Source organism: Kitasatospora sp. NPDC094028 (assembly GCF_049543595.1).
In the GTDB taxonomy this organism is placed as follows: domain Bacteria; phylum Actinomycetota; class Actinomycetes; order Streptomycetales; family Streptomycetaceae; genus Kitasatospora.
Genome location: NZ_JBMVFA010000011.1, coordinates 162,834 through 186,034, shown reverse-complemented (window position 1 = coordinate 186,034; position 23,201 = coordinate 162,834). Strand labels below are relative to the sequence as shown.

General features: G+C 69.7%; 25 protein-coding genes. 19 read left to right on the top strand and 6 right to left on the bottom strand.

Annotated elements, in window-relative coordinates; genetic code table 11:
• Positions 1-2: 2 nt before the first annotated feature.
• The 6 genes from ACPC54_RS19240 to ACPC54_RS19215 all read right to left on the bottom strand — a co-directional run bounded on the left by ACPC54_RS19240 (position 3) and on the right by ACPC54_RS19215 (position 6,880).
• On the bottom strand, positions 3-1,301 hold the full coding sequence (locus ACPC54_RS19240) for a hypothetical protein (RefSeq protein ID WP_498966180.1): 1,299 nt from the start codon (positions 1,299-1,301) through the stop codon (positions 3-5).
• Positions 1,298-2,464, bottom strand: a complete 1,167-nt coding sequence (locus ACPC54_RS19235; RefSeq protein ID WP_498966178.1) for a ParA family protein — start codon at positions 2,462-2,464, stop codon at positions 1,298-1,300. Before ACPC54_RS19235 ends, ACPC54_RS19240 begins: the two co-directional genes overlap by 4 nt.
• Positions 2,465-3,153: 689 nt before the next feature.
• Positions 3,154-3,969, bottom strand: coding sequence for a hypothetical protein (locus tag ACPC54_RS19230; RefSeq protein ID WP_498966177.1), 816 nt, complete (start codon positions 3,967-3,969; stop codon positions 3,154-3,156).
• Positions 3,970-4,125: 156 nt separating this feature from the next.
• Positions 4,126-4,314 (bottom strand): hypothetical protein, encoded by a 189-nt coding sequence (locus ACPC54_RS19225; protein WP_498966175.1) that lies wholly within the window; start codon positions 4,312-4,314, stop codon positions 4,126-4,128.
• Positions 4,315-4,673: 359 nt separating this feature from the next.
• On the bottom strand, positions 4,674-5,531 hold the full coding sequence (locus tag ACPC54_RS19220) for an NAD(P)-dependent oxidoreductase (protein WP_498966173.1): 858 nt from the start codon (positions 5,529-5,531) through the stop codon (positions 4,674-4,676).
• Entirely contained in the window at positions 5,528-6,880 is a 1,353-nt protein-coding gene (locus tag ACPC54_RS19215) for an NsdA family TPR-like regulatory protein (protein ID WP_498966172.1), read from the bottom strand. Before ACPC54_RS19215 ends, ACPC54_RS19220 begins: the two co-directional genes overlap by 4 nt.
• Before the next feature lie 521 nt (positions 6,881-7,401).
• On the opposite strand from ACPC54_RS19215, the gene ACPC54_RS19210 reads away from it, so the two are divergent.
• The 19 genes from ACPC54_RS19210 to ACPC54_RS19120 all read left to right on the top strand — a co-directional run bounded on the left by ACPC54_RS19210 (position 7,402) and on the right by ACPC54_RS19120 (position 23,142).
• Positions 7,402-7,920 carry an ATP-binding protein gene (locus ACPC54_RS19210; protein ID WP_498966169.1) on the top strand — a complete coding sequence of 173 codons (519 nt, stop codon included), beginning with the start codon at positions 7,402-7,404 and terminating at the stop codon, positions 7,918-7,920.
• A 45-nt stretch (positions 7,921-7,965) separates the two neighbouring features.
• On the top strand, positions 7,966-8,724 hold the full coding sequence (locus ACPC54_RS19205) for a hypothetical protein (RefSeq protein ID WP_498966167.1): 759 nt from the start codon (positions 7,966-7,968) through the stop codon (positions 8,722-8,724).
• A 59-nt stretch (positions 8,725-8,783) separates the two neighbouring features.
• Entirely contained in the window at positions 8,784-9,194 is a 411-nt protein-coding gene (locus tag ACPC54_RS19200; RefSeq protein ID WP_498966165.1) for a hypothetical protein, read from the top strand.
• A gap of 79 nt (positions 9,195-9,273) precedes the next feature.
• Positions 9,274-10,836: an ATP-binding protein gene (locus tag ACPC54_RS19195; protein ID WP_498966163.1), complete on the top strand. Its 1,563-nt coding sequence runs from the start codon at positions 9,274-9,276 to the stop codon at positions 10,834-10,836.
• Between the two features lie 50 nt (positions 10,837-10,886).
• A complete protein-coding gene (locus ACPC54_RS19190) occupies positions 10,887-11,354 on the top strand; it encodes a roadblock/LC7 domain-containing protein (protein ID WP_498966161.1) in 468 nt (155 codons plus the stop codon).
• Complete coding sequence (locus ACPC54_RS19185; RefSeq protein WP_498966158.1) at positions 11,351-11,737, top strand: DUF742 domain-containing protein; 387 nt, start codon at positions 11,351-11,353, stop codon at positions 11,735-11,737. The genes ACPC54_RS19190 and ACPC54_RS19185 overlap by 4 nt, the downstream gene beginning before the upstream one ends.
• Complete coding sequence (locus ACPC54_RS19180; protein WP_498966157.1) at positions 11,727-12,329, top strand: GTP-binding protein; 603 nt, start codon at positions 11,727-11,729, stop codon at positions 12,327-12,329. The genes ACPC54_RS19185 and ACPC54_RS19180 overlap by 11 nt, the downstream gene beginning before the upstream one ends.
• A complete protein-coding gene (locus ACPC54_RS19175; protein ID WP_498966156.1) occupies positions 12,326-12,889 on the top strand; it encodes a GAF domain-containing protein in 564 nt (187 codons plus the stop codon). Before ACPC54_RS19180 ends, ACPC54_RS19175 begins: the two co-directional genes overlap by 4 nt.
• Positions 12,882-14,141, top strand: a complete 1,260-nt coding sequence (locus ACPC54_RS19170; RefSeq protein ID WP_498966154.1) for an acyl-CoA dehydrogenase family protein — start codon at positions 12,882-12,884, stop codon at positions 14,139-14,141. Before ACPC54_RS19175 ends, ACPC54_RS19170 begins: the two co-directional genes overlap by 8 nt.
• Positions 14,138-14,605, top strand: coding sequence for a hypothetical protein (locus tag ACPC54_RS19165; RefSeq protein ID WP_498966153.1), 468 nt, complete (start codon positions 14,138-14,140; stop codon positions 14,603-14,605). The genes ACPC54_RS19170 and ACPC54_RS19165 overlap by 4 nt, the downstream gene beginning before the upstream one ends.
• Positions 14,606-14,631: 26 nt before the next feature.
• Positions 14,632-14,826: a DUF5999 family protein gene (locus tag ACPC54_RS19160; RefSeq protein ID WP_498966152.1), complete on the top strand. Its 195-nt coding sequence runs from the start codon at positions 14,632-14,634 to the stop codon at positions 14,824-14,826.
• Positions 14,823-15,326 (top strand): hypothetical protein, encoded by a 504-nt coding sequence (locus tag ACPC54_RS19155; RefSeq protein ID WP_498966150.1) that lies wholly within the window; start codon positions 14,823-14,825, stop codon positions 15,324-15,326. The genes ACPC54_RS19160 and ACPC54_RS19155 overlap by 4 nt, the downstream gene beginning before the upstream one ends.
• A complete protein-coding gene (locus ACPC54_RS19150; protein ID WP_498966149.1) occupies positions 15,323-16,159 on the top strand; it encodes a hypothetical protein in 837 nt (278 codons plus the stop codon). The genes ACPC54_RS19155 and ACPC54_RS19150 overlap by 4 nt, the downstream gene beginning before the upstream one ends.
• Complete coding sequence (locus ACPC54_RS19145; RefSeq protein WP_498966147.1) at positions 16,159-16,983, top strand: hypothetical protein; 825 nt, start codon at positions 16,159-16,161, stop codon at positions 16,981-16,983. The genes ACPC54_RS19150 and ACPC54_RS19145 overlap by 1 nt, the downstream gene beginning before the upstream one ends.
• A 135-nt stretch (positions 16,984-17,118) precedes the next feature.
• Complete coding sequence (locus ACPC54_RS19140; RefSeq protein ID WP_498966145.1) at positions 17,119-17,784, top strand: hypothetical protein; 666 nt, start codon at positions 17,119-17,121, stop codon at positions 17,782-17,784.
• On the top strand, positions 17,781-18,830 hold the full coding sequence (locus ACPC54_RS19135; RefSeq protein ID WP_498966144.1) for an NUDIX hydrolase: 1,050 nt from the start codon (positions 17,781-17,783) through the stop codon (positions 18,828-18,830). The genes ACPC54_RS19140 and ACPC54_RS19135 overlap by 4 nt, the downstream gene beginning before the upstream one ends.
• 199 nt (positions 18,831-19,029) lie before the next feature.
• On the top strand, positions 19,030-21,168 hold the full coding sequence (locus ACPC54_RS19130) for a helicase associated domain-containing protein (protein WP_498966143.1): 2,139 nt from the start codon (positions 19,030-19,032) through the stop codon (positions 21,166-21,168).
• Positions 21,165-22,004, top strand: a complete 840-nt coding sequence (locus tag ACPC54_RS19125; RefSeq protein WP_498966142.1) for an SAM-dependent methyltransferase — start codon at positions 21,165-21,167, stop codon at positions 22,002-22,004. The genes ACPC54_RS19130 and ACPC54_RS19125 overlap by 4 nt, the downstream gene beginning before the upstream one ends.
• Positions 22,005-22,254: 250 nt before the next feature.
• A complete protein-coding gene (locus ACPC54_RS19120) occupies positions 22,255-23,142 on the top strand; it encodes a helix-turn-helix domain-containing protein (protein ID WP_498966140.1) in 888 nt (295 codons plus the stop codon).
• Positions 23,143-23,201: the final 59 nt, after the last annotated feature.

Here is a 23,201-nt window from a genome sequence, read left to right as displayed (position 1 = left end):
CCCTACTGGATGGTGGTCACTTCCGTGTACTTCCCGAATACCTCGGTCAGAGCTGGCACCTCTCCCGTCAGGCCGATCAGGTACTCCGCCAGCACGGCACTGACGATCTCGTAGGGCTTCGCCGGGACGCCTTGCATCGAGTCCATGACGTCGATCAGCCGGCTGAACCGAGCGTTGACGTCAGCGCGCAGCGGAATCTTTGCTCGGTAGTGAGGCAGGCTGTCGCTGTCCTGGTCGCTCTTGATGTACTTCCGGTAGGCGTTGCCCCGCTGGGCGAGATCCCAGACGTACTCCCGTTCCGCCTCGAGGTTGTCCAGGTCGGTGCCCTCCGGGTCGAGCGGGCGGAGAACCGGCTCCAGGGCTGCATCGACGTAGTGCGCGGGCGTCAGCCGGGGGCGCTGGTTGGTGAGCTTCTTCAGCAGCGCCTTGTCGGCTACGACCTGAGCACCGACCTGATCGGCGAGGAGACCGTACAGGTTGACGTTGCGGCTCTCGAACTGCAGGGTCGCCAACTGACCGCCGCTGTAGACCCCGAGCAGCGCAGCGTACCGGGGTGCCCGCATTGCGAGCTCCTGCCCGGCCTCCTGGTTACGCTGTCGTGGCCGTTCCGCATCGAACGACTCGATCGGCCGACGGCGTCCGGGGCGGCGAGCCGGCGCGGCAACGGAGACCGACCCGGAAGTCCTCACGGCGGGGGCGTAGCGAGGCGTCCATGTAGGGACGTCGGGGGCCTGCGGGGTGACGTCTACCACGGCGTTCGACTCGACCTGGATGCTGGTGGTCCGCTCGTCGGTGTCAACGAGTGCTCCCGATGCGGCAGGCAAATCCGCGGACTCGTCCGCCAGATCAGCGTTCCGCGTGTCCGGCTTCGCGAGGGTCTGCGGGGCCGGCGAGGTGGCCGTAGCCGGAGAACCCTGGGCCGTGGCCCGGATCTCCGTGGCTGTGTCGGCGACTGTCTCGACGTCGGCGGGCGCCTCGACGTCGGCGGCTTCAGGCTGCGTGGCCGGGGAGGTTGAAGACTCCGCTGTGATCACCTGGGGAGAGGCTGCCTTGACCCCCTCGGTGGGCTCGGTTACCTGGGCAGGGACTACTGCCGCAGGTGTCTGAGAGACTGCCGGCCTGGGGGTGAAGGCGCGCGTCGGTGGCTGATAGTCGTCCTCCTCATCATCATCGCCGCCGAAGTCTGCTTCGGGGATCACCTGATGAGGCTTGACGGTGGGCCCGCTTGCGGGCTGCTGGGAGACTTCGCCCTCGCCGCGCGCAGCCCTCGTGGTCCTGCTGTTGGTGGTCGACTTGCTCACGAGGCACCCTGCATCTGCTGGTCACGAAGGTTGGTGTTGTGCTGACGGACGCGGCCCAAGAGCACTCGCGCCAGCTGGGAGTAGTCGTCAGCGAGCTTGGCCGATGCGTCCGCATCCGCGTAGCGGCCGTTGTCGTCCCGCGGCCGCGGGACGACAGCCCCACCCGCATCGAGCAGTTGGCCAGCGGCGGCGAGTGCGAACTCGCGTGCCGGACGGCCCTGGTTACGGCAGAGGGAGGCGAGCTTTCGTGCGTCGCGGATGTACTCGTCGAGGATGATGCCCGGGTCCATCCCGGCAGCCGCCAGCATCGCCGCAAGCTTGTCGCGAGGATTCGTCAACTCGGTGGTGGCTTCGCCGTCCACCTTCCGGAACCCTACGAAGACAACGGCCACGAGGTCCACCTCCGGGTTGAGGCGGCGGTTGCCCCGGACCAGGCGGGCAACGGTGGCCACACCGCGGAGCGCCGCATCATCGGTGTTGTGGATAGGCGCTACCAGGTGGGTAGCCGCAGCCACGCCACTTCGCTGAACAGCCTTGTCGCCAGGAGCAAAGTCGATCACGATCCAGCTGTACAGGTGAGAGATCTGCGCGAGCAGCAGCGCCAGCAGCAGGAACGCCGCCAGGCCGTGGGTGTCCTGCAACTTGCCGAGCCGAGTTGGGATGTCCGCGCACCACTTGCCGGAGATTGCGAAGTCCAGGAACGGGCGGATTTCCTTGACGACCTTCAGGTTCCCGTCGTTGGTGATCGCATCTCGAAGCGACTTGCCGTCGTCGTCGATCGCCTTGAGGAGGCTCCTGACCTTGGCCTTGGCCTCGTCCTCGGTGCCGGTGTGGCTGGCGAAGACATGCTCCTGGATTCTGCGGAGGAGGCCGAAGTCGGTCTTGCTGTCGCCGTTGTGGTCGAGCTCCAAGTACAGAACGGGCAGCGCCGACTTGCCTCGCTTGGATCGGAGCGACTGCTCCTCGGCGAGCATGTACGCGAGGTTGGTAGCAAGGGTGGTCTTGGTCTCCCCGCCCTTGCCGATGGTTACCCCGATCACCTTCTGCAGGTAGGGGCGGAGCTGTTCCACGAGCTCCTGGAGCATGTCGTCACCAGACATGTCGTCGAAGCTCGCAATGGCCTCAAGTCGACTGACTAGGTCGGTGAATTCGTAGAGTTCCAAGACTTCTCCGCTGTAGCGAGACGGCCGCGAAGGCCAAACGCCACCCCACCTGGAGGGGAAGCGCCGATTGCTGACCGGACTGCGTGTCCCTTCGTTCTCGGCGGTGACCATACACGCATGAGTCGACTCATGTCACGCTGCATCAGATGTCGGCGTGGCTTAGGTGACTGCATACCGGCTCGTTCTCGCTCTCGGATTCGAACCCCAACCTTCTTAGCGACCTCGTCAGCAGGTAGTGAAATTCAATCTGCTTATTCGCATGAAACCCAATGTATGAGGTGTTTGTGGCGAATTCGATGGCGCCCCCATCGCCCCGATCGCTTGCGGCTGGCTGACGGTGCAGTCGGAGGGGTGAGTGTCGGAGTGAGTAAGTGAGTAAAGTATGTGACTTTGTGAAACGTGCAGGTCAGACCATGTTTTTGCCTTCACTTTACTAATGACATGCTCGCGCCGGATGGCGCGAGCGCCATGGTTTGGACATGTCAACTAGTGAGTGCTGCACCTCGCTGACGACGGCGTCAGGGAGATCGCGCCTGCGGGGCCGAGCCGATTGGTAGTCGCGGCCGAGAATTGACGCAGCCTCGACGTCGAGCCCACACGAGGGCGCGGAAATGGCTTGAGAAAGCGGCGCCCGCAGGCGGTTCGCAGAACGTCCGCTTGGGACGCCAACGGAGCGCTTTCTGGCTCTACTAGCGCTCTTCCAGCCTGGGCAGCTCCTCGGCCGCAGCGACGGCTGCCGACGCCTCGGCGGTCATCGTCAAGGAGCCGAGGCGCTCTCGAGTGAGCAGGCGAAACGCTCGCGTCGTAGCGGCGACATAGCGATGAAGGCGCGCTTGCTGCGCAGGGGTAGCGCAGTCGGTCAGGGTGATTTCGACCTCGTCAAGCCAGTCCTGAAGATTCTCGTCGTCAGGGAGCTGCTGGCGACAAGCGACGAGGCGCGAGGCAACCGCGTAGACGAGGACGTGCAGCCCTGCCGCGGTTGCCTCGCGTCGGCGGGTCTCACGCAGTTCCCGCTCGACCTCGGCTTGAGCCTTGGCGAGGGCTTCGGGGGTTCGTCGGATGGGTTGGCCGTCAGGGGTTGCCATGCTGGCGGCTCGCATCCGCGCAGCACGGTTGTAGGCAGCGTTCGGGGCCCTCACCGCAAGGGGCTCAACAAGCTCAGCCCACTCGACGCCGGCGGCGCGTGCATCGTCAACTGCGGCTAGCTGGTGGCGGTCGAGCTGCTCGCGCAGGTGCTGCCACAGCCGTACGCGGACAAGCGCGGCCCGCTGTCGGACGGCGTCTGGAGCTCGCCGCAGATCTGCGGCGTGGCGCTCAGTCCAGAGAAGGGCTCCGTAGAGCTCGCTGTCGTCTGGCATTGAGTCGGCCGAGCCATGTTCCTCGTGGAAGTCCCGCAACTCCCGCACGAGGGCACCAGGATTGATGAGAGCGAGCTGTACAGGGGTCTTGAGCAGTGGCGCCACTGCCTTTGCCCTGGAAGTCGAACGGCTGCGACGGGGAGTCATGGTCCCGATTGTGCCTGATTCACAGAATGTGAATCAGCTGCTTAGTCAGAGCTGCCGTGCTCGTCGGCCGCTCTGACCAGCTGCTTTTCGCCCTGTTGGGCGGTACAGGACCGTCGGGTCCTGGGCCAGAGCCTGGCCCCCAACTTGGGCTCCAGGTCAGGTCAGCATGAGCTGGCTGTCCCACTGGACCTGTTGGCTGGTCGGCTGGCGGTGGGTGGCCAGGGCGAGGGCCGCTCCGGCGCGGCCGGTGAGGAAGCCGGTGTCCGAACCGGTTTCGTGGAAGGTGGTGGTGACGTGCCGGGCGGCGGCGTCGGAGAGGGGCCGGTGGTTCAGACGCATGGCCACTGGAGGACTCCCGCGCTGCCGTGGCAGAGCCCCGGGCCGGTGGTGTCTCAGGTGGTGGGCGGACGGCGGGCCAGGGTGAGAAGGATGGGGTCGGCGAGGGCCTGGCCGGTGTGGTGCAGGGCGGTGGCGACGCCGGGGGTGCCGTGGCACCTGGCGTCGCGGAGGCCCGGGAGTGGCGGCCAGGCCCTCGGCGTGCGGTGGGTGTGCGAGGTCGTCGCCGCTGACGTGTGGTGGCCAGGGGGAGCCTGGCGCGGCCCGGGGTCAGCGCCAGGCGATGTCGCGTCAGCGGACCTAGGGGTGTAGCTCAGCGTCGTCGAAGGCGACCATTGTCGTGAGTGATGACCATGCTTCCCGTTGGATCAGAAACCGCTATCCGTGGCCGGCTGCACGCGAAGCGAATCGAGAACCTCGCCGATTGCTGGGTTGTCGCTGCCCTTCAGGTGGTCCCATGCACGCATGGTCCTCACCGTGCCGAGTGCCATGTCATCGAGGAGACCGGCTGCCCGCTGGGTGCGCGCGATCTCCTCTAGTTCCGGTCCCCAGCGCCAGGCCCTGGGCGCCACGCTGCTCAGGTAGTCCCGATCCGCGAGGACGTCGGAAGGCATCGCAGTAGCCTCGGCGACGAGTTCGTCACCGACCCCATGCGTGTCGGCGAGAGCATGGGCGAGCGCAGCCAGTACCCGGGCGGGCTTCTGGAATCCGGCGAAGGCCATCTTCAAGGCTGACGCTGCCCCAGTTTCCCGGTTCAGGACAACGGGGGTCACCTGGGTGCCGGCGAAGAGGTCGGACACGGCTTTGGTCTGCTGGACGTCTCCGGCAAGGTAGAGCCTTGCCGTGGCGCTACTGCTCGGCGGAGGGCCGATGACGCAACCGTCTACGAGTGCCACGCCAGAGGAGCTGATGCTCTGTTCGATGGCATGAACCCGGACTGGGCTGACTGCGTTCGCCTCCACGTACGTTCCGGCGAAGCCAGTTTCCGCTACCCGCGCGGCCAAGTCCTCGGCAGCGGCAGGAGGGCAGATCCCCAGGGCCAACTCGCTCTCCTCCAATGCTGATCGAAGCGACGTAGCCGGAATCAGCCCTGCTTTGGCAGCTCGGTGCGCAGTGGCTTCGCTTCGCCCATCGGGAACCCAGAGAACACGATGACCGGCCAGAATCAGCTGCCGCGCGAGCGCGGCTCCCATCTGGCCGGGGTGGAGAACTGCGACGGTGCTCATTCCATGTCTCCTGCGGGAAGCTCGGGTGGCCGGGTGCTGCCCTGGATGGCGTCTAGGAGCGCGATGCCGCCAGGGCTCCGGCCGGCATCGGAGAGTTCCAGACGCCGAGCGAATTGTCCCAAGCGTCGGGTGACGCTCTCCGTGGGCCTGCGCGCTGCTACCGCGAGGACATGATCGACCTGGTCAGCGGCCCCTTCGAGCTCACCGCCCCCTAGGTCGGCCAAGGCGAGGTCCATTCTTGCCAGCGACAGTTCGCCCAGACGTTGCTCGTGGGCGGGGAGGCTGACGTACATGCCTACGGCTTCCTCGGCGCAGTTGCCAGCTTCGGCGATGTCACTTTCCTCACCGAGCCACAAGTACGCGGTGCTGGCGTAGAACTTCTCCTTCGCTTCGGGGAAGGCCATCAGCCCGCCGAGCAGTTCCTCGCCGTCGAAATCCTGACGGAGGTCCCGCGCGCGGCGAATGGCCGCCACGGCAAGCTCTCTGCGGCCTAGCCGTGCCAAGGCCCGGGCCTCGATGCTGGCCAGGCGGATTGCAGCGGTTCCTCCTTCGGGGATCAAGTCGCTCCCCAAGCGGACGAAGCGGACTGCTTCGGCGGGGCGGTTGTCCCAGTACGCGATCAGTGCCTGCATGCCACGGATCCAGGTCTGAAGAGCATGGTGGCCCGCGCGTTCGGCGCACAGGAGCGCGGTGCGGGCGTGGGTTTCGGCGGCGTGGTAGACCCCGAGGTCGAAGCTGGCGTTGGAGAGGACACCGCACAGGGTTCCGGCCAGCAGGTACAGCTCTGAGGTCATCGAGGGCGGTTGGCGACCTTCGAGCAAGGTGAAGCTTCGGTCTCGCAGAGCCTTCGCTTCCCAGAAAAGAGGAACGACGGGTCGGTTCGGGTAGGTGGTTACGATTCGTGTGACGTCCGAGGCCATTTGCTCGAGAGTGTGTGGCCCGACGTTCGTCTGCTCGGCCAGGTGCGCGAAGCGGGCCGACTCGTCTGCAGCTGTCATCAGCATGGTCCAGGTGTCTTCAGGGTTGCCTGCCGGCCGGGGGCTGGCGCTCGCGGCCACCACGTCGTGGCCCGTAGGCGAACTGCCTCCCGGCGTGGGGGCGAACAGCTCTTCGGCGGAGCGGCCGAACAGGTGCTTCAAGATCCTTTGAGATGCAGGCCGAGGCAGGCCACCGATCTGTCCTTTGAGCCACCTCAGGAACTGCCGCTCACCGATCTCGAGGCTGGCGAGAGCCGAGTTGTTCTCAACCTCGGACAGGTGCCTGGCTGCCTGGCGGAAGTTAGCAAGGAAGACCTTGTACTCGGTCATCCCGCGCCGCTCCGCCAGGACCTGAAATAGCGTCAAAGCCATTGCCTCGCCTCCCCGGTCGCTCGACACCATGCTGCGCCACAACCATGTCTGACGCGAGGGTCGCCCTGCGGGAGTATGCCCAATGTCATCACAGGACACCCCGCGTCACCTCATGTCGCAGCCCACCCTCTGGCCGAGCCCGCCGGCCTGCTGGAACGCTTGATCACGTTCCGCAGTCCATTGGGGCCTCATGGTGACGAGTCGATCTTCGGGAGGGTGTCATGCGTGGATGGGCACCCGGCCCCGCTGGTCCTGTCCGTCTGGGCGCATGGGGCGAATTCGCGTGCGCTTCTCGCTGACGGCGCGACGTCCTGATCGCGATACCAGTCCTCGGCCGGAACCCACTTCAGTGCGAAGGGCGGAGCGAGCGTGGTCCCGCCGGCGGTGGACTCCGGCCCGATGCGCCTGTTGCCGTCATCGCACCGCGGGCGCCCAGCGGCAGCAGCCGCTTCAACAGCACAGGTACGCGGCGCGCTGGGCCAGGGCCCTCGCAGCGGCGCCGACGCGAGGGAGCTGACGGCATGACGAGGACAACCCCGGACTCTCCCTGGCTGCTCCCTGCACCGAAGGTCGGCACGCTCCCGGCCCGCTCGCAGGCCGAAGAGCTGCGCGTGGTGGAACTCGAAGGCGAGGCAGCTGCCTCGGCCGCGCGTCGGCTGGTTCGCGGCGAACTCGCCGCCTGGGGTCTGGAAGACCTCATCGACGGCGTACTCCTGGTGGTGAGCGAGCTGACCACCAATGGCGTTCTGCACGGGCGTGGCCCCGGAAGCGACATGGGCCGCGTGACCCTGACCATCGCCCGGTACAGCGACATGATCGCCGTCGGCGTCGAGGACCAGAACCTCGCCCGTCCGGTGCCGCGCGAGCCCGGGCCGGATGCCACCGGTGGTCGAGGGCTCCAACTGGTCACCACGTTGAGCGACCACCTGACCATCGGCCCGACCGAGACCTGCGACGGGAAACGGATCACTGCCTACTGGCGCAGCGACGGCACCGCCCGGTGCCTCCAGGAGGCTACGGAGCCGGCGCTCGCCACCTGAGTCGCATCTCGTCACCACCATCAACTGACTTTCCCTGGGGGGGAAATGACCACCATACGTGCCGGAGGCGCTCGTCGGCGCAAGCCGCCGGCGCCCGGGCGCCGGCTCCTCCGCCGGCTCGGCACGCTGATGCGGACCGGCGGCACCGACGAGCACGCTCGGTTTCGCACCTCCTACCCTCGCACCGTCAGCCAGGGACGCGAACCAGCACCCGGGCACGCCCCACCAGACACCACCGCGCCGACGCTGGCCGCTGAACAGGTGCTGCCGGCGGTACCCGCTGCCCACACCCGCAGCGCTCAGCTGCCCTTCGCGGTCGGGTATCGCCAGTCGGCGCCCGTGCAGGGCATCGCCCAGCGGGAGGCCGGGGACCTTACGCTTGACGACCTGCTGGCTGACCAGCTCGTCCGCTGCGCCGACGCTGTCCGCCGAGCGACCCGGCAGCAGACCGGATCCGGCGACTACATGTGGGCGGAAGCGCGGCTGGAGGCCGCCCGGCGCGCGGTCGACCTCCTCGTGGGGATCGTGGCCGACCACGGTTGGCCTTCGTACCGGCTGATCGGCGAGGAAGCCAGCAGCGCAGCGCTGCTGATCGCAACCGAGGCCGACCCGACGGTCCAGGTGCAGCTGCGGGAAGCCCTGAGCGCGGCCGTAGACCGCGGCAAGGTGCCGCCCGGCTACTTCGCATTCCTCGACGCCTACGTACACATCGCCTTCGGCGCCGAGGCGTCGCTGCTCCTGGGCGCCCTGGTCCAGGAGCAGCAGGTGGCCCGGACCGAGTACGCAGGGGTCGCCTCGTGCTGAATCTCCCGGGCTGGGAACCCGAACCCGAGCTCCAGCTCGTCCGGCCTGGGGAGTTGGTCGTGGGCTCGACTACGCGCTTCAACATGACGGCTGGCGGCTCGTCCTGGTGTTCGTCTGCGGAACTGGCCGCGCTGGTTACCGGGATCGGCGGCGGGGTTGGCGCGCTGCGTACGACCAACGCAGGCGCGATCCTCGCCCACACCCTTGGACTCGACCTGGCAACGGCGGCGGTGCTGGCGCGGGCGGCGGTCGCCGGCCGCCGGTGGGCCTTCGAGGGCGGGCACCTCGGCGGCACCTGGTACTGGGCACGCCGTACGCACGACACGCAGGCCATGGTCACCGCCCTTGGCGACAGCTGCCTGCTCGTCGTCTCGTCCGACGGCACCACCGACTTCGACTCGATGAGGTCCGCGATGAGGTCCTTTGCAGCTGCCCTTCCGCGGCCGTGTCCGGCCGCCCGCGCGCCGTAGTACACGGCCAGCGAACGCGCGTTCCACCTCATTGCCACCCGTCTCGCACTGCCCCGCTTTCCGTTTTGAGGAGTACCCGATGCCGCAAGGAGCCGCCGTCGCGGTCGTGATCGCCACTGGCGGCTGCACCGCGTTGTTCGCCGGGGCGTTCTACCGCACCCGCTCGGCCCTGGTCCGCGTCCGGGCCGAAGCCCGCGCGGCGCAGAAGACCGCGAGCTCGCGACAGGCCGACAACCAGGCGTACCAGGACCTGGTCCGCGGCTTCGTGCAGGTGGAGCTGCCGGCTCTGCTGGCCAACCAGCCCGTCACGGAGTTCAGCTTCGCTGCGCCGGGCCGCCCCTCCGAGCACGTGCTCAGCGCGCTGCTGGCCAGTGCACGGCAGCAGATCCACAGCGCCGTGAACGTGCTGAACCATCGGATGGGCAACGACCGTTCCCGGCAGGACGGATGGGTGCACTACCTGCGCACCGTGCTGGACGTGTACACGCAGGCGCTGGACACAGCGCTGGAGGACATCGCCGGCGGCCGGGCTCCCAGTCGGCCGGTGCTGACCGAGCCCGAGGGCGACGAGCCGATGGCCCATCTCGCCCGCGCGGTGACGGCCACTCTGGCCTGGTGGTGGGATGTCACCCTCAGCTCGGCCCACCAGCAGCACACGGCGCGAGGACGAGCCGGGCTCACCGACGTCTTCCTCCTGGCCACCCAGCGCGTCAACGCGCTGAACCTGCTGGCGCTGGAGGCGGTGTCAGAGCTGGAGAGGAACGAGGAGGACCCGATCCTCCTGCACGGCCTGTTCCATGTCGACCAGCTGCTGACCCGTCAGCGCCGGGAGATCGAGGGCCTGGCGGTGCTCGGCGGAGCGACGGCGCGCCGGGCTGCCAAACCGGTACTCGTGGCCACGGTGATGCGCCGAGCGGTCGCCGCGACCGAGCACTACCAGCGCGTGCGGGTGGAGCCGCCAGCCTTCGATGCCTACATGGGCGCGGCCGCTCCGGATCTGGAGAACCTGCTGGCCGAGCTGGCGCAGAACGGCACCAGGTTCTCCCGGGAACAGGTGCGGATACGCGTGCACGCTGCCGGGGCGGACCTGGTCATCGAGGTGGAGGACCAGGGCGGACTGCCGATGTCCGAGACTCAACGCCGCGACCTCAACCAGCTCCTGGCCAGTCCACAGGACACCGACCCGTACGCGCACTTGAAGGACGGGCGGATCGGGCTGCTCGTGGCGGCGCGCTACGCCCAGCGCAACCGCATCCGCGTTGAACTTCAACCCAATCACTTCGGCGGGACGACGGCCATGGTCTTGGTCCCCTCGGACCTGCTGGCCGCTGCCCCCGCCCCGCAGCCGGACCCCCACCCGGAGGCCGCCCCCGCGACCGGACCGGTTGCGCCACCCGAGCGCCAACCAGGCGCCGCCGTCCTTGCACCACCGCCGCCCGAAAGCGATGCCGACGGCCGGCCGGTGCTGCCCCGTCGCACACGCAGCGGCCCTACGGCCACGGCCGAGGCCGTGAACCCACAGCACCGGGAGCCCACCAGGGCGCCCACCGGCGACCTCATGGGCCGGTTCGCCAGCGGTGCGCGAAGGGCCAGCGCCGAACAGGCACCGCCGGAGGCAGCGCACCCCTTCCCGGCGCCATGACCACCGCAATCCCTCAGCTGGGCACCGCCCACGGACAGGACGGATCGACCATGACGAGCACTCAGTACACCGCCAGCGGCCTCGACGTGGCATGGCTGTTCGAAGACTTCCTGAAGCGCTGCCCCGGGGCGCAGAGCGTCGTGCTGGCCTCCGACGACGGACTGTGCCTGAGCTACGCGGGGCTCACCAAGGACCTCGCCGATTCCTCCGCGTCCTCGGTCGTGGGAGTGCTGGCCCTCAGCACGGCCTGGGCCCGGGCCGTGGGCGACGAGACCCCGGTCAGCCAGAGCGTGACGGAGACCGCGGGCAACTGGTACTTCGTGATGCACGCCGGGCAGGTGTCCGGCTCGGTGACGGGTCTGCCGTCCAGCGCGGGCACCGTGATCGCGGTGCAGGCTTCGGCCACCGCGGACCCGTCGATGATCGGGCACGAGATGAGCAAGCTGGTCCGCAGCCTGGCCAGCCACCTCATCACGCCGGTGCGCACCGGCGAGGCGGCCGGAGGCGTCGAGCGATGACGCTCACCTCCGGGGCCGCGTGGGTCGAGGAGGAGCCCGCGACACCGCGGCCGTACGTGATCACCAGTGGCCGCACCGTGCCCGGGCACGAACTGGGCCTGTCGGCGATCATCGCGGTCGGCCGTGGTGCGTCCTTGGCCAACCTGGACCCGGAGGTGGCGCAGATCGTCGCCCTGTGCGGGCGTCGGCCCACCGCGGTGGCGGAGATCGCGGGAACCCTGCGCCTGGCGCTCCAGGTCGTGCGGATTCTGCTGTCGGACCTGATCGAGGCGGGCATCGTCGCCGTCCTGAGCGAGGACCCAGCGAAAGCCCGTGCCCAGGACCCGGTCTTCCTGCGCAGCCTCCTCGGGGCCCTGGAGAAGTGGGGCAACGATGCGGCCTGACCCGAACCGGCCCGCGCAGGCCATCGTGAAGATCGTCATCGCCGGCGGCTTCGGCGCGGGCAAGACCACCCTGGTCCGCACCCTCAGCGAGATCCCCCCGCTGACGACCGAGGCGTACCTGACCGCCGCCGGACAGGGCACCGACGACATCACCGGCTTGGCACACAAGAAGACGACGACCGTGGCGATGGACTACGGCCGCATCACCCTTGCCGAGCCCGCCGTTGAAGTGCACTTGTTCGGCACCCCCGGGCAGCCGCGGTTCTCCAACCTGTGGGAGGACCTCGTCCGCGGTGCGCTCGGCGCCGTGGTCCTGGCCGACACCAGGCGCCTGGTCGACAGCTTCACCTCGATCGACTTCTTCGAGCAGCGCGGCACGCCGTTCGTCATCGCCGTCAACGAGTTCGACCACGCCGCCCGCTACACCCCGAGCGAAGTGAGCGACGCCCTCGACCTCGACCCTGGCATCCCGGTGCTGCTGTGCGACGCCCGCGACAGGCGCTCAGCCGCGCGCGCCCTGCCCACCGTGGTCGGCCACGCCCTGAACCGTGCACAATCCGCCCTCAGCTCGATGGGAGTACCAGCAACGTGAGCGTCGACCCCGTCACCACCGCCGACCACGGGCTCGGCCAGCGCCTGAGAACGATCGCGACCCTGGGCCTTGGCGCCGTCGAGGCCCGCTTCGACGACTTCGCCGCGGCCATGGCCGCGGAGTCCGGCCTGTCCTGGAGCATTGTCAACCTGATCACCGACCATCAGCTCTTCGTCGGCCTGCACAACCCTGCGGGCGGTCTGCCCCACATGGACCGCGCCATGGGCCGCTACGCGGGATTCTGCCCCGAGGTCCTGGAGAGGGGACGCTCGCTCGTCCTGCCCGACGTCTACGCCCACCCGCGCTTCGCCGGCAATGAGGTTGTCGACGGCTTCGGCATCCGCACCTACATCGGCGCGCCGCTGATCGTCGATGACGTCGTGATCGGCACGGTGTGCGTGCTCGGGCAGGAACCGCGCGACCTGTCCACCGCCCAGCAGTCCCTCCAGATGATCAAGCGGCGAGCGGACGAAGTGATCGCGATGATCAGCTCGACGGCCCCGTCCGTGACGCCCCTGGTCGCCGACCCCTACGGCCTCCAGGCAGGCCACGGTGCCTGAGTCGATTCTGCCGCCGGACCACGAGCAACTGCGCCGTACAGTACGGGACTTCGCCACGGAGGAGATAGCTCCCCGGATTGCGGCGATGGAGCGGCACCAGAGCGTGGACGTCGAACTTGCCTCGCTGATCGCCGCCCAGGGGTGGATCGGTGCCACCGTCCCCGGGCGCTGGGGAGGCATGGGTGCCGGGCACGAGGCCAAGACGGCCATCGTTGAGGAACTCTCCGCCGTCAGCGCGGCCGCCGGCGCGATCGCCCAGGCCTCCCAGCTCGGCGTCGCCAAGATCCTCCATTTCGGGAACGAGGACCAGCAGCGCACCTGGCTTCCGGCCATCTCCCAGGGAAGCGCACTGCCCACGATCGCGGTGACCGAGGCCGCCTCCGGAGGCCACGTTCTCGGCATGCAGTCAACGGCCAGGCGCTCAGGCCGGTCCTGGGTCCTGGACGGCGAGAAGGTGTTCGTCGGCAACAGCCACGTCGGCCACGTGCACGGCGTCGTGGTCCGCACCGGCAACGGCCCGAAGGGGCTGACCGCGTTCCTCGTCGAGGCGGACCGGCTCGGTGTGTCGTTGGAATCCCACCGGCCGAGACTGGGTCTTCGCGGCTTCAGCTTCGGCACCATCCGGTTCGACCGTGTCAAGGTCCCGGAGTCGGCCATCGTCGGCGACGTAGGCGACGGCTTGGCCGTCGCCTACTCTTCCAGCGTCCTGTACGGGCGCGCGAACCTGACCGCGGTGGCCCTCGGCCTGCACCGCGCGGTGGTCGAGCGCACCGTGGCCGAGGCCGTGGAGCGTGTGCGCTACGGCAGGCCGCTGGGCGATCTCCCGGTGGTCCAGCACAAGATCGGCGAGATGCAGTCGAGGCTCACCGCCGCACGCGCTCTCGCCTACCGGGCCGTGGCGCGGCTGGACCGCGGGGAGCCCTGCGACGGCGAGCTGATGGCGGCCAAACACCAAGGTGTGCAGCTGCTCCTGGACTCGGTTCGCCAGGCGATGGAGATCCACGCGGCGGCCGCGCTCGACGCAGACAGCGAGATGGTGCGGCTGATGCGGGACAGCTGGTGCATCAATCCGCCTGCCGGAACCGGCGACGTGCAGGTACACCGCCTGGCCGAGCAACTGCTGCATCCCGGCCGCCACCCCGATTGGTCACAGCGGTTCGCCGATCGGCTTCGCCTCCCAGGCCGCGAGAGCACGACGGTGGCGCCCTCCGACGGCCCGGTGCTCGCCACCGCGGACGGAGCACGACGGTGAGGCGCTCCCGCTGGCTCGATCACGATGACGACCTGTTCGACGACCCCGACCAGCAGGAGTGGCGGCCCGCCTGGGTGCCGGATGTCGAGACGGCCCGGCTTCCCGCCGGCCGCTACTGGGACGCGATCCGGGTCATCGAACCCGAGGCGCACCGCGCGCTGCAGCTGCTCGGCCCCGGCATCGGCCCCGTAATCGCCAACCCCTACGCCCAGGTCAGCTTCTTCCTCATCACCACGCTTCAGGAGCTGTGGGAGCCGACCCGCACGGCCAGGCTGCTGCGCCCCGGAACCGTCGTCGCGGTGCCGCAGTGGCACGTCAGGGACGGCCCGGACGTGCACTGGGCCGTCCCTCCTGGCTCCGGAGACACCGATCCCGCCGACCTCCGCGACGCCCTCGCCGGACGATCGCCAAAGCGCCGCCTGCCCCTCCCCCACCCCGCCCTGCCCGCACGCCGGAAGCCGTAGCCCGCCCGCCAGAAACGAGACCGCCCATGTGCTCTCACAAGCCCGAGTGTCCGACCGCTGACGATCCGGACAGCCAGTCCGCTGCCGCAGTCAGTTGCCACCCCGATCAGGGATGGAGCCTGCTGTGCAACGGCGTGCTGCTCTTCGAGGACACCGGCGTGATCCTGCCCGACGGGCGCAGCATCGGCCCGACCCGCCTGAGCGGCACGGTTGCGGCATGACCGCCACCACCGCGTTCCACCACGACGTCGACAACCTTCCCGGCGCGGCCCAGGCTCAAGCCGTCGCGGACGCATCCGGGCTGCCGGTGGCGCTCCTGGCCTCCGCCGACACCCGCTGGAGGACGGCGAAGGCGGCGGACGTCGCCGGCCCGGCGTTCACGATCTGCCTGTACCAGGACAACAGCCGGACCGAGGTCCACCCCCTTCCACGCTCCGCTGCCCGTTCCGAGCAGAGCCGGGAGCGCTTCATCCAGGCGCTGCTCGCCGCCACCGTGCCCAACGGCCAGGAGGTGGGCTTCCTCAGCACCTTCATCCAGGGGCAGCTCCAGGAGTCCACGGTGCGCGCCGACGGGACGTGGCGCTGCTACGCGAACGTCGTCGAGAGGTGGCTGGTACTGGCAGTCGTCCCCGACCGAGCCGGCAGGGGCAGCGCACCGAACCTGGTCTTCGTGCATCCCGCCGCGCCCGCTGCCGGCCGGGACCGGGGAGCCGCCGCGTGAGGCAGACGCGAACCTTCGCCGTTATAGGGGACAGCACCGGCAGCCTGCCGCTGGTCTTCGATCCGCTGACCGGGGTCGCCCACCGGGGCTCGCAGCCGCTGCCCACCGGCCGGGTGGCCATGGACCACCAGCAGGTCACCGGCTGGCCGGAGGAGCGGCGTACACCGGTGCTCGCCGTCGGCGGCCCCAGCAGGCTGTTCACCGACCAGCGCCACGCGCTGCCCGTTCTGGAGGGAGCCGGCATCGTCGCGGTGAACCTGCTGGCGGCTGACCTGGACGAGGCCCTGGTCCACTCCGCCCGCTGGCTAAGCCGCGCGGGGCTGCTGGTGACCGTGACGACCAGCCGGCCCGGCCTGCCGCAGCTGGCCGAGGAGCTGACGGGCGCCGTCCACGCTCTGCGGGTGCAACTTCGCGCGCCCACCGAGTACGAGCACGACCGGCTGGCCTTGCCGCACCAAGCACGCTGGGAGGAGTCGTTGAACGGCGTCCTGTTCGCGGTCGATGCCGGACTGCCCGTTCAACTCCTCGTCGAAGCGCCGCCGTCCGGCGCCCAGGACACCGCGCGGCTACTCCTGGCGGATGCCGCTGCCCGCCTCGCGGCCCAGACGGGGGTCTGCGGGCTCACGCTGCTGCTGCGCCCCGGTGCCCTCGCCGTCCGCTCGCGCAGGCGCGGCGCGGGCCGCACTGCGGAGGCCGAAACCCAGCTACTGCCCCGGCGCGGCACCGGTCGGCTGGCGATCCGGATCGGGATCGGCCGTGCGGAGAGGGCGGTGTCCGGGTTGGGTCCCCTGACCGCGCGCGGCTCGGCTCTCACCCCCGCAGGTGTGGCCTGATGGCGCGGGCACGGATGCCCCAGGCGCCGGTGCCGTACCTGACGGACCGGCAAGGCGAAGAGCCGACGAGGCTCCCCGTCGCGCACGCCATGAACAGCCCCGCACCGGTCGGGGGCGGCAACGCCGACGGGGTGCTGCGGTGTCCTGATCCGGTGCGGTTCCAGGGCAAGCCGGTCCCGCTGATTCTGGCCTGGACGGGGGAGGAGCCGCCCGCGCCCGCGCCGCCCCGCGAGACGGACATCCGCTCCATCGACGGCGTGCGGTGGGAGACGTGGGCCGGCACGCGGCAGGGAGAGCCGTTGTGGACGGTGCACCACCCGGCCAGGCAGTTGGAGCTCATGGACTCCAGGACCCGGTGCCTGGTCGGAGGCGGCCCCGCCCACCGCACGCCCGGAGGGCTCCTGTGGCTCCTGCCGGCCGATCCCACCCAGCCGCGCCCTCGCTCCGCCGTCCCCTCCGGCATCCGGACCGTGAATCCGCCGCTCTGCCTGCGCCACGCCCACCAGGCACAGCGACACTGCCGCCGCCTCGCGGTCGAGTGCCTGGTGCTGGTGGTACCGGAAGTCGAGATCGTCGCAGTCCGCGGCACCGTGCACCGCCCCGGTGCCGACCCGCGCTGGGAAGAAGTCGACCTCGACCACCCCGACCTCGAGTTCATGGTCGGCCAGCAACTGGTTGCCGAGCTGCGCAACCCCGTCGTCCTGGACGCGCTGCCGTCGCTCGCCCCGCCGGAGCGGTCAGGCAACGAGCCGCCCGACGGCGCCCAGTCTTCTTCGGCCGTGCTCGCCGAGCAGCTCGCGGCCTTCCCCGAGGCGTCGATCTGATGCCGAACACCCACGCCGTCCGCGCGCCCCGGGAACGCCCCGCCGTGCTGCATCCGCCGAGCAGCCAGGCCCGCCCGCCGTAGCGGCGGGCGATGCCGAAGTTCCATCGCCTCGCACCTGTTTGGAGACCTTGCTGTGCCCCCCGTTCCCACCGCCGTTCACCCGGCATCCGTAGACGTCGACGCCCCCCGCAAGCGGACCGCCGCCCTGCCGACGGACCCGGCGACTACCGAACCGCCCCTCCTGGCGGGCGCGGACGGCGAGGCCGCCGCCTTGGAGGAGGTGGTCGGCAAGCCGTGCCCGTGCGGCCACACCATCGTGCTGGCCGCAGACGAGGCGGCACTGCTGCTGCCCCTGGCCCACGGCCTGACCACCGCGGCCATCGCCCGTCAGCTCGGCCTGAAGGAGAAGCAGGTCAGTGCGGGCATCAAGGCGTTGCGCACCATCTTCGGAGTCGAGCGGATCCCGCACCTGGTGGACTCGGCGATCCGGTGGGGGCTGATCGACCCGGGCGCCGTCGCCCCGATCCGCCCGGGACGGCCCAGCCGCGACCTGAAGGAGGCCGAGCGCGGCGCGCTGGCGAACGCCGCCGCCGGATCGAGCGCGCAGGCCAGCTCGAAAGACCTGGGCATCTCCATCGGACGAGTGCACAAAGTCCTGGCCGCGGCCCGGGACGTCCTACTGGCCCGCGACACCACCCACGCCGTCACGCTGGGCCATCGCCTCGAACTGCTGCCCGCCGCCCACCCCCACCTCTCCGCACACACGGCCGACCCCACCACCGAAGCAGGAGCCGCATGAGCACCGACAGTCGCAACGAGATCACCAGCGGCGTCCTCGGAGCCGCCGCGCAGGTCCACGCCGCCCTGCTGCTGGTCGACGACCACGGCCGGGTGCTGATCAGCCAGACCGCCGAACCCCAGCGTGAGTCCTGCGGCCTGCCTGGAGGCCCCTCACTCTTCGGCGAGTCCCCGGCCACCGCCGCAGCCCGCGCAGCCGAGGCCCCGACCGGACTGCCGTCCCTGACAGCGGGTCGCCTCCTCGCCGTGGACTGGCACCCCGGAACCGACCCGAGCACGGCCGGCCTCCGCTTCATCTACGACCACCCGCCGCTGACGGCCGGCCAGGCGGCAGCACTGGGCGCCGATCCCGGCCTGCGCAACGGCCCACGACTCGTCCACCCCAAGGACCTGGCCGAGGCATCGCCCGACCAGGCCAGCCGCATCCTGGCCGCCCTACACGCCCGGGTCGACGGCTCGACCGCCGACCTCGAGAGCGGACAGCCCCGCACACCCAGCGTCCTGGACCGCCACCACCTGCTCACCCACGCCCTGCCCGGCCCGGCCACGGCAACGTGGAAGGGCGGGCCCGCCATGGAGGGCACCGTCGTGGAGGAAGTCCGCGGATGGCTCTTCGCCCCGGACGGACGGGTAGTCCTCGTGCACGACCCGGCCACCCGCACGACCTTCCTGCCGGGCGGCTCCCTGGAGCCCGACGAGAGCGAGGCGCCCGAGACGGCCCTGGTCCTGCTGGCCGACAGCACCGCACGGGCGATGATCAGCTTCACCGACCGCTTCCTGCTGGGCCATCACGTCACCGGCTCCACGGCCAGCGCCCGCATCGTCACCACCGTCAAGTTCGTCAAGCCCCTCTCCACGGCTCCGGACGCGTCGGCCCCGCTACGCCTGCTCGTCTCCCCGGAGCAAGCCGTCGACCTGCTCGGCGGCGGCAAGGCCCTGCGGGCGGAGATGGCCGCCGCCGTGCGACTGGCCACCCAGGAGATCGGCCTGCCGGACGCCGGCCGCTACCCCGTCACCGAACTGCCGGCCGAGGGGCGCTCCCTGTGACCGGCACATCCACAGCACAGTCCTGCGTCTGCAGCCCAAGCCGGACCCGCCCCGCCGCCCCGCCGGCCCCCTGAGCCGGGGCTGGGGCAGGTGGGGTTTCTCCGAAACCTCGGAATACCAGCACCGGACAGACATGTGAGAGCGGGCGGTGAAGGCCCGGATCAACCACCAATCACGATGAACAGGAGAAGCACCGCACGTGGGAGCTCTGTTGTGGCCGCACCAGGAGGAGGCAACCGAAAGCATTGCCAAGGTGCTCGCCCAGGACCGTAAAGCTGTGCTGCTGATGGCCTGCGGAACAGGCAAGAGCCGTACTGCGGCAGCGGTCGTCAACACGATGCTCGACCATCCAAGCGGCCACATCCTCGTCGGAGCACCCACGCTGGATCTTCTCTCCCAGATGCTCCAGCAGTGGGTCGACGCCTTCGGCAGACGGTGGCTCGGCAAGATCCTGGCGGTGTGTACCGACAGGGAGCTCCTGTCGGCCCAGGTCTTCCGCAGCGGGCCTGGCGCGAGCGTCAGCAGCAACCCCGCAGACATCGCGCACCAGCTAGGACCTGGGCGCAGGGTGACTGCTGCAGTCACGTACCAGAGCCTGCACACCTTGGTGGCAGCCCACCGTGACCACGGGCTGCAACCATGGGACCTGGTGATCGCCGACGAAGCGCATCGCACCGTCGGCGTCAACAACAGCTGGTCCGTGATCCACGACGAACGGCTGCTCCCGTCCCAGCTGCGCCTGTCGATGACCGCAACGCTGAAGGCCGTCATCGGAAGCGAGGACGATGACCGGGCCGTAAGCCTGGACCGGCCGGACCAGGTCGGACCCATCGCGTACAACCTGCCGTTCAGCCAGGCCATCGAACGGGACTTGCTCGCGAACTACCGGCTGGTTGTCGCTACTGTCACCGACGACGACATCCGCGCACTCGTGTCCGACGGCGGGCAGTACCTGACGATCGGTCACAGCAATGTCGCAGCCGCCGTCTTCGCCAAGGCCATCGCGGTCCTGCGGGCCGCCGCGAAGTACGGCTGTCAGCGGATGATCACGTATCACGCCACGATCGCCGCCGCCAAGGCGTTCGCGCTGGTTCTCCAGCAGGCGATGGAGCACCTGCCTGCTGGGGAGCGACCGGCATCGCTGTGGACCGGACACGTCAATGGCGAGCAGAGTCGCGAGACTCGCCGACGAGTCTTGGACCGGCTGCGCACTGGGAACGACGCCCTGACGGTGGTCACCAACGCGAAGCTGCTGACCGAGGGCGTCGACGCACCGGAAGTTGACTCGGTTGCCCTCATCGACGAGCGCGGCTCCGTCATCGACCTCATCCAGATCATCGGACGCGCCTTGCGCCGAGGTGACCCGAGCAGGCCCAAGACCGCCACCGTGATCATTCCAGCGCTTGTCGGTCCCAGCGATGGCGAAGGGCAGGAGGCTGCCTCCGCCTCAGCAGTGCTGGCACCGGTGATGGCCATGGCCGCGGTGGACGACCGGGTTCGCGTGACGCTCGACCGTGCCAGACGGGGCCGGCACACCACACACTCCGGCTCCGGCAACGGGCCGACCGCCTCGCTCCCGGACTGGATCTCCTTCGAGGGCACCGCAGTCCCGGAGAGCTTCGTCCAGGCGATCAGGGTGTCCGCCATCGACGCCTCCGCCTCCCGCCGCGAACACATCCTGGACGCGCTGGCCGCCTTCAAGGCCGAGCGTGGCCATCTGCGCGTCCCCCCGGACTGGGTCAGTCCCGCCGGGGTGATGGCCGGCAGGTGGCTCGCCAACACCAGGAAGAGGCCCGGCCATCTACCCCCCGCCATCCGCCAGCGCCTGGACGAACTCGGTGTGGTCTGGAACATGCTCGACGCGGCCTGGGACCAGTTCATCACCGACCTGGCCGCGTACAAGAAGGAGTACGGGGACCTGCTGGTTTCGAGCGCCCACGTCACCCCCGAAGGCCGAAAGCTCGGCTACCGCGTCCAGCACGCCCGCGCGGACTACGACCGCTACACCCCCGCCCAGCGCAAGCAACTGGACGACCTGGGCTTTGTCGTGAGTGACCTGGAGCGGCGCCGTCAAGTCTGGATGAAGCTCCTAGGGCAGTACATCGCCGACACCGGGCGCCAGCGCGTGGTGCAGAGCTACGTCACACCTGATGGCGACAAGCTCGGCGCCTGGTTCAACGGCGTCCTTGTCAAAGCCCGCCGGGGGCAGCTCCCCGATCAGCACCGAGCGGAACTCGTCGCGGTGGGAGCCGATATCCCTCCGCCGAGGGATGCTCCGAATCCTCCCGGCCTCGACCCCACGCATGTCTCTACCGCTGTGCAGGAGGCGTTCCGGTGAGCGCGGATCGGTACATCCGGCCTGGCGAGGACTTCAAATTTGGAGTGCCCAATGGGCTACGGATGGTGGACCACCTCGCGGGCGGCGGCAACGACTTCGCAGCCGATCGGCAACTCGCTGAGGAGGTCGAGGCGATCGTGAGCGGTGTGGGGGACGCCGCCCGCAGCGCGCACGCGTTCAAGGAGGCGGTGGTGCGCGGAGCGATCGGCATGGGAGTGCGCCAGTTCGTCGACCTCGGTACCGGGATCCCCCGCCGGCCCTACCCATACGAGATCGCGCAGTACCTGGACCCCGACGCGCTGGTCGTCTCCGTGGAGGACGACCTGGCCGGCTGGACCTATGTCAAGACCCTGCTCGACGACAACGACTTGACGCCGGTGTTCCGGGCGCGGTTTCTGACGCCTGACGTGCTCGACCACCCCGTGCTGACCCGCCACCTCAACCCGATCCGTCCGGTGTGCGTGCTGATGGTCTCCAGCGCTCATACCGCTCCGCTGGCCGACCTCGCCGACCTGCTCGGGCAGCTGGTCGACAGGCTGCCCGCGGGCAGCCTGCTGGCGTTCTCGCAGTGGGCGATCGACTGCGACGAACTGCGGTGGAGCGTCAACGGCCTGATGGCCGAACGCACGCAGAGCCTGTGGGGCCTGGCGCGCTCCAGCACGGAGATCGCCGAGGCGCTCGCCCCGCATCCCTTGCTCGGCCCGCCGAGCCCTATCGCCTCCAGGGCGGATCCGCGGGTGCTCACCGGCACCGGAGGTCATCGGCCGGGGCTGATCGAGTTCGGCGGCGTCATCCACATCGGCCGCTCCCAGCTGAGCCCCGGAGTCGCCACGTGACGACTTCCACCCCGCGCCGCCGGCAGCGCGCACCCGACGCCGGTCACCTGCGGGTCTGCGAGCCGACCCGGGAGCCGGGGGTGCGGCGGTGACCGCCCGGTCAGCCGTAGGTCGGCCCCGTCGTGCGGGGTCGGGCCGATAGCCGGTCGGCGAGTACGGCGTGCACCCCAGCCAGCCCTCTTCCCGCCACCCGAGAACGTAGAGCAGGTCGAACATGAACCAGACACCATCGCCCGCGGCCGAGCCCGGGGTGCCGGAAGCCGCACCGAGCTGGACAGGGCCGGTCGCCGCAGCCAGAGTTCTCGGCGCGATCCTGCGCCAGCTGCGCACGCGGCACCAGCTTCGGATGGCCGCGGTCTCACCACACATCCGCGCCTCGGTGTCGAAGTTGAGCCGGATCGAGACGGGTGAGAGCACTCCTGTGCCGCGCGATGTCGACGACCTCCTGGACATCTACGAGGCCGACGACCAGGCGCGTGCGGACGCCCAGATCCTGATGGCGATGGTGAAGGCCGGGCCGCGCGCGGCCGCGCAACCCGACGTCGCCCCAGGCTGGGCCCGCCGGCTGACGGGCTTCACCGCCGCGGCCAGCCGCGTCGAGCACTGGGCCGGCGTCGTCATCCCCGTCCCGCTCCGAACCGGCCGCTACATGCAGGAGCTCATTGCCGCCGCACCCCTTCAGGCACCCCAGCGGACCCAGCACCTCCAGCATCACGCGCGCCGGTCGCAGCTCCTGGCCCGGGCCCCCGCACGGTCGGCGGCGATGCTCGACGAGCGCGTGCTGCACCGCCCGGTCGGCGACCCGGACGTGATGATCGAGCAGCTGAGGCACCTGCAGCACCTCATCGAAGCGGGCGCGGACGTGCGCATCGTGCCCGCCACCTGCCGGCTCACCGTGTCGGCGACGGCCTTCACCCGCATGGTCTACGGGCCAGTGGGCCCCGGCGACGTCGTCTGCCTGGAATCCGACACCAGCGCGCTGTACCTGAACGCGCCCGACGACATCTCCCCCTTCCAGGACGTGCTGTGCCGGGTGGCAGAGCACGCGGCCGACAGCCAGCGCAGTTCCTTCTTGATCGAGGCGGCGATCCACCTCTACCAGCAGCAACCCGCCTCCGGAACCGGGGGCTGCTGCTGAAGACCGCTCGCAGCCCCTCAACGCCACCCACGACCTGCCCGCCACCCTCCTCGAAACCG

Bases quoted from the DNA above. Each gene is read 5' to 3' on its own strand.
- ACPC54_RS19145 (WP_498966147.1), top strand. From the start codon at position 16,159: ATGGCGCGGGCACGGATGCCCCAGGCGCCGGTGCCGTACCTGACGGAC.
- ACPC54_RS19180 (WP_498966157.1), top strand. From the start codon at position 11,727: ATGCGGCCTGACCCGAACCGGCCCGCGCAGGCCATCGTGAAGATCGTC.
- ACPC54_RS19135 (WP_498966144.1), top strand. From the start codon at position 17,781: ATGAGCACCGACAGTCGCAACGAGATCACCAGCGGCGTCCTCGGAGCC.
- ACPC54_RS19185 (WP_498966158.1), top strand. From the start codon at position 11,351: ATGACGCTCACCTCCGGGGCCGCGTGGGTCGAGGAGGAGCCCGCGACA.
- ACPC54_RS19190 (WP_498966161.1), top strand. From the start codon at position 10,887: ATGACGAGCACTCAGTACACCGCCAGCGGCCTCGACGTGGCATGGCTG.
- ACPC54_RS19230 (WP_498966177.1), bottom strand. From the start codon at position 3,969: ATGACTCCCCGTCGCAGCCGTTCGACTTCCAGGGCAAAGGCAGTGGCG.
- ACPC54_RS19205 (WP_498966167.1), top strand. From the start codon at position 7,966: ATGACCACCATACGTGCCGGAGGCGCTCGTCGGCGCAAGCCGCCGGCG.
- ACPC54_RS19220 (WP_498966173.1), bottom strand. From the start codon at position 5,531: ATGAGCACCGTCGCAGTTCTCCACCCCGGCCAGATGGGAGCCGCGCTC.
- ACPC54_RS19215 (WP_498966172.1), bottom strand. From the start codon at position 6,880: ATGGCTTTGACGCTATTTCAGGTCCTGGCGGAGCGGCGCGGGATGACC.
- ACPC54_RS19195 (WP_498966163.1), top strand. From the start codon at position 9,274: ATGCCGCAAGGAGCCGCCGTCGCGGTCGTGATCGCCACTGGCGGCTGC.
- ACPC54_RS19160 (WP_498966152.1), top strand. From the start codon at position 14,632: ATGTGCTCTCACAAGCCCGAGTGTCCGACCGCTGACGATCCGGACAGC.
- ACPC54_RS19210 (WP_498966169.1), top strand. From the start codon at position 7,402: ATGACGAGGACAACCCCGGACTCTCCCTGGCTGCTCCCTGCACCGAAG.
- ACPC54_RS19155 (WP_498966150.1), top strand. From the start codon at position 14,823: ATGACCGCCACCACCGCGTTCCACCACGACGTCGACAACCTTCCCGGC.